This is a genomic window from uncultured Maricaulis sp., assembly GCF_905480005.1.
In the GTDB taxonomy this organism is placed as follows: Bacteria; Pseudomonadota; Alphaproteobacteria; order Caulobacterales; family Maricaulaceae; genus Maricaulis.
Map to the genome: position 1 here is coordinate 1 of NZ_CAJQOO010000063.1, position 3,723 is coordinate 3,723.

Annotated in this window: 4 protein-coding genes; 1 reads left to right on the forward strand and 3 read right to left on the reverse strand. The window is 63.3% G+C overall.

Annotated features, from left to right (window positions below; translation table 11 throughout):
- Window positions 1-187: hypothetical protein (locus QZ266_RS06925; RefSeq protein ID WP_295693133.1), on the forward strand; the 187-nt coding region annotated here is incomplete at its 5' end.
- A gap of 248 nt (window positions 188-435) precedes the next feature.
- On the opposite strand, the gene QZ266_RS06930 is transcribed toward QZ266_RS06925, so the two are convergent.
- The 3 genes from QZ266_RS06930 to QZ266_RS06940 all read right to left on the reverse strand — a co-directional run bounded on the left by QZ266_RS06930 (window position 436) and on the right by QZ266_RS06940 (window position 3,507).
- Window positions 436-1,317: a hypothetical protein gene (locus QZ266_RS06930; RefSeq protein WP_295693136.1), complete on the reverse strand. Its 882-nt coding sequence runs from the start codon at window positions 1,315-1,317 to the stop codon at window positions 436-438.
- 157 nt (window positions 1,318-1,474) lie between these two features.
- Entirely contained in the window at window positions 1,475-2,530 is a 1,056-nt protein-coding gene (locus tag QZ266_RS06935; RefSeq protein ID WP_295693139.1) for a hypothetical protein, read from the reverse strand.
- 98 nt (window positions 2,531-2,628) lie between these two features.
- The gene (locus QZ266_RS06940) at window positions 2,629-3,507 is read right to left on the reverse strand and encodes a hypothetical protein (RefSeq protein ID WP_295693140.1); all 879 of its coding nucleotides are present in this window, start codon (window positions 3,505-3,507) and stop codon (window positions 2,629-2,631) included.
- Window positions 3,508-3,723: the final 216 nt, after the last annotated feature.

Genomic DNA, 3,723 nt, shown 5'->3' on the forward strand with positions numbered 1-3,723 from the left:
TAATCTCGACGTCATCAAGACCGCCGACTGGCTCATCGATCTGGGTCCCGAGGGCGGTGATGGCGGCGGCGAGATCGTCGCGGTCGGCACGCCGGAAGACGTCGCCAAGGTCGAGCGCAGCTGGACCGGCCGCTATCTGGCACCGATGCTGGAGCGGGCGAAGGAATTGCGCAAGAAGGCGGGTTAGGCTGGGCCTACGGCCTTGGTGTATCGCTCGCCTGCCACCGCAGGCCTGCCGCCCTGCCTGCCTGTCTGCATCCGGAACCGCCCGCATCCGGGACCGCCCCTATCCAGCACCGTCCCTATCCAGGACCGCCCGGATCCAGGACCATCCGCATCCACCACAGGTCGAGAGACCAGACGCGGTCGATCCGGCCTGACAAGCCGGGGCGTTGCGGCGCACGGCAACGCCCCGGCCCTGCCATCCCTGGTGGTCTAGGCCTTTTCAGCCACCGGCACAGCAGCGAGCATGGCGCTCGCATAATCGGCAACCGAGTCGCCAGTCGAGGGCTGGGAGTTGAGCACATTGGCCGAATTCCAGATCCAGCCGCCTGGCGATCCCCAGCTGTTCAATTGGGCGGTCATCTGCGCCGGCGTCAGCGCCGGTGAAGAGGGCGAGCCGGCCACGGCCATGCCCGGTCGGACAAAGCTCACCGCGTCGCTCACGCCGGTCGAGGCGCCGGCCGCTGTGATGGCGCTGACCCAGGTCCGCGGATCATTGCCGCCGCCACCGGAATAGCATTGCAGGTTGAAACCAACGACCGGCTGGCTGCCCAGCGCGGTCATATTGGCCGTGAGGCAGTCAATCCACATCGTAGTGCCGTAATAGGGGCAATAGGTCAGCTTGGCGCCGAGGCGCTGATTGAGACCGACCGTGAACTGGCTGATCAGGCTCACCGGGTCGCTGAGGTCTTCCTCATAGTCGAGGTCAAACCCGTCTGCGCCGAGATCCATCAGGGCTTTCAGATTGGCATAGAGCTCGTCTTCCAGCGCGCCACCCGCGGAGAGAATGGACTGGATATTCTGGAAGTCAGAGACCCCGCCGGCACCGATCGAGAACCAGACATTCCGGGCCAGCCCGGCCTTGCGGGCAGCGCTGATGATACCGCCAATGCCGGCGCCCGTGGTCGGGTCGAGCGTTCCGCCCGACGCCAATGGCACGTCGTTATAGTGAAGGCTGGCATCCGCATTCACATGAACCGACCAGAAAATGTAGTCATTCATCTGCGACGCCAACAACTCACTCTGGGTCTGGGCGAGCAGCCCGTTCGTGCCGAACAAGCCGGTAATGTACACGCCTGCAAGATTGGTGGTCATGGTGATGCCTCCTTCTGGGAATGAGAGCTGTCCATACAGCCTCACCCTGTCAGGATAGCAGAATTAATCTGAAGTTGTGATTCAGAATCGAGCACGCAGCGAAAGGCCGGCCCGCCCTGGGGCGACCCGGCCTTGTCCGTCAGTTTGCGTGATTGCGTCACCCTTCTGTCGGCGAAGCCCCCATCGGATGGTCTGCTGCCAGGGTCGGCACATCAGCGGCCTCGCCCTCGCCGCCACTGCGGGCTCGCACGGCATTGTAGGCGCCGACCGAATGCCAGACCGCCTCGAACAGGACCTGAACGACATACAGCACGCCGAAACCGATCAGCAGGCTGACGATGGTGAGCGGCTCGCTGATCCAGGCTTGCAGGGTGGCGAGCGCGACATCCGGGTCGACATGCTGGCCCTGCTCGGCGATATCCACGAATTCAATGATCGTGGGCAGGAAGGCGGCCAGCACGGCCAATTGCACTATTCCGCTGAGGATACTGCCGCCAATGGCCAAGAGGGCCCAGACGACGACATAGGTCAGCAGCATGTGCCAGAAGACGCCATTGGTGGCTTCCCAGCTTTCGAAGAAGCGCAGGCGCCCATCCAGCACGGTCAATGCGGGGGCCGTTGCGAGCCGAATGGCCAGGATGGTCGCACCGACCAGGATTCCCAGCACGCCCAGCACAATCAGCACACCGGCCTCGAGACCGAAGTCCGCATGGCTGCCGCCACCGTGAAACATGACGGCCGCGCCGAAACCAAACACGCCAAGCACTGCCGCGAGGCCGAAATAGGCCACGAAGGCGATCACGATGTAGAGGAGATTGACGCCGATCAGACGGATCTCGTCTGCGCCCAGTCGCAACGGAATGACCGGCTTGATCTCACCCTTGGTGAGAAAGCGCAGCCAGGCGGCCTGGAACATCACGGCGAACAGAATGCCGATCGGAATGATCAGGAAACCGTAGGACAGGAAAGGCAGCAGCGTGTCGAAGACAAGCCGGACTGTCTCGGCCTCGCTGAGGGCGCCCGCAGCACCGGAATCAGCAAGCTGGATCAGATTGATATAGGCTGGACCCATCACCATCACGGACAGCGCCAGCAATCCGAGCGCGCACAATGCCTGCACGAAGATCAGCCAGATCGCCCCGCCCGGCTTCTCGCCGAAACGGATGAAGAACCAGAAGATTCCCCTGGTGATATCGAAGTCTTGCTTGGCCATGATCAGTCCCTCTCCTGCATCACGATGCTCCCATCATGGCGCAAGCCGGACAAATCACCAGCGGGAACGGGACAGGCGATGTCCCGCCCTTTGATCGTCTAGGCGCGGGCGCGGTAGAACTGCGCGTAAAGCCCTGCCATCACGGGCAGATTCACGATCGAGAACAGCCCCGCAACGCGGAGGTATTCCGGGATGCGCGCAAACACGCCATCGGTCACCATGACCTCGCCGACCGAGACCGGGGTCAGCAGGGGCCGGCTGTCGAGCGCCATGCAGAGCGCTTCATAAAGCGCGACTTCCACCAGGATGAGCGGGAGGCCGGCGATCGCCATGGCGGCCAGGATACGCCAGGCCTGACCCTCGCTCAGAGTCCAGACCGACAGGACCCGCACCGCCTTTTGCGCAAAACTCGCCGGGAAGGACACGGACAGACGCGCCACCAGCCAGGCGACCAGCAGGAAGGCCACCATATTCACCGCCCAGGCCGCCACCCAGTCGGCGGTGCCCATATAGCTCATCGCCATCGGCAGATCGAAACCGGCATCCTCCGGGTCGATGCCGGCACCTTCCACGGCACCGCCGGCGATCGTGGTGAAGACCACAAAGGCAAACATCGCCGCCAGCAGGGCCACGATCAACACCAGGGCCGCATTGAGCAGGGCCACCAGGAAGAAGCGCCACTCATCGCCGGACAATTGCAGGCCGAACTGACCGCCATATTCATCGCGCACGGCGAGCCGGAAACACATGGCGGAAAAAGCGAGACTACCGACGGTCGCCGCGATCATCACGGTGGCATCCAGGGTCAGCCAGAACCCGTCGAGCGGTACCGCGAGCGCCTTCTGGACCAGCCAGAGCTGGATGGCATAGGCCAGGGTGAAGGGCAGGCCGGCCATCACGAAACGCGACCAATGGGCAATCAGCAAGGCATAGGCCTTGGCCACGCTGGGCAGGACGGGAATGGGCTGGCTCGACATGACGGCTCCGATCACTTCGATGCCAGAGATACCGCCCTGCCCGCCAGGATCAAGCGCGACGCGCGGTCGCGCTAGCTGTCGTTTCTCAAGACGTTGTTCAGCAGGCGGAGCCTTTTGGCTGGCGGCTGCCGCGAGAGAGCATAGTGCGGTCGGTTGGTGTTGTACCAGTCGAGATAGCGGGCGAGATCGCGGTTTCGGCTGTAGGATGATCGGTAG

What these genes read in the sequence shown, in the direction of transcription:
- QZ266_RS06940 (WP_295693140.1), bottom strand. Translation starts at nt 3,507, where the DNA reads ATGTCGAGCCAGCCCATTCCCGTCCTGCCCAGCGTGGCCAAGGCCTAT.
- QZ266_RS06930 (WP_295693136.1), bottom strand. Translation starts at nt 1,317, where the DNA reads ATGACCACCAATCTTGCAGGCGTGTACATTACCGGCTTGTTCGGCACG.
- QZ266_RS06935 (WP_295693139.1), bottom strand. Translation starts at nt 2,530, where the DNA reads ATGGCCAAGCAAGACTTCGATATCACCAGGGGAATCTTCTGGTTCTTC.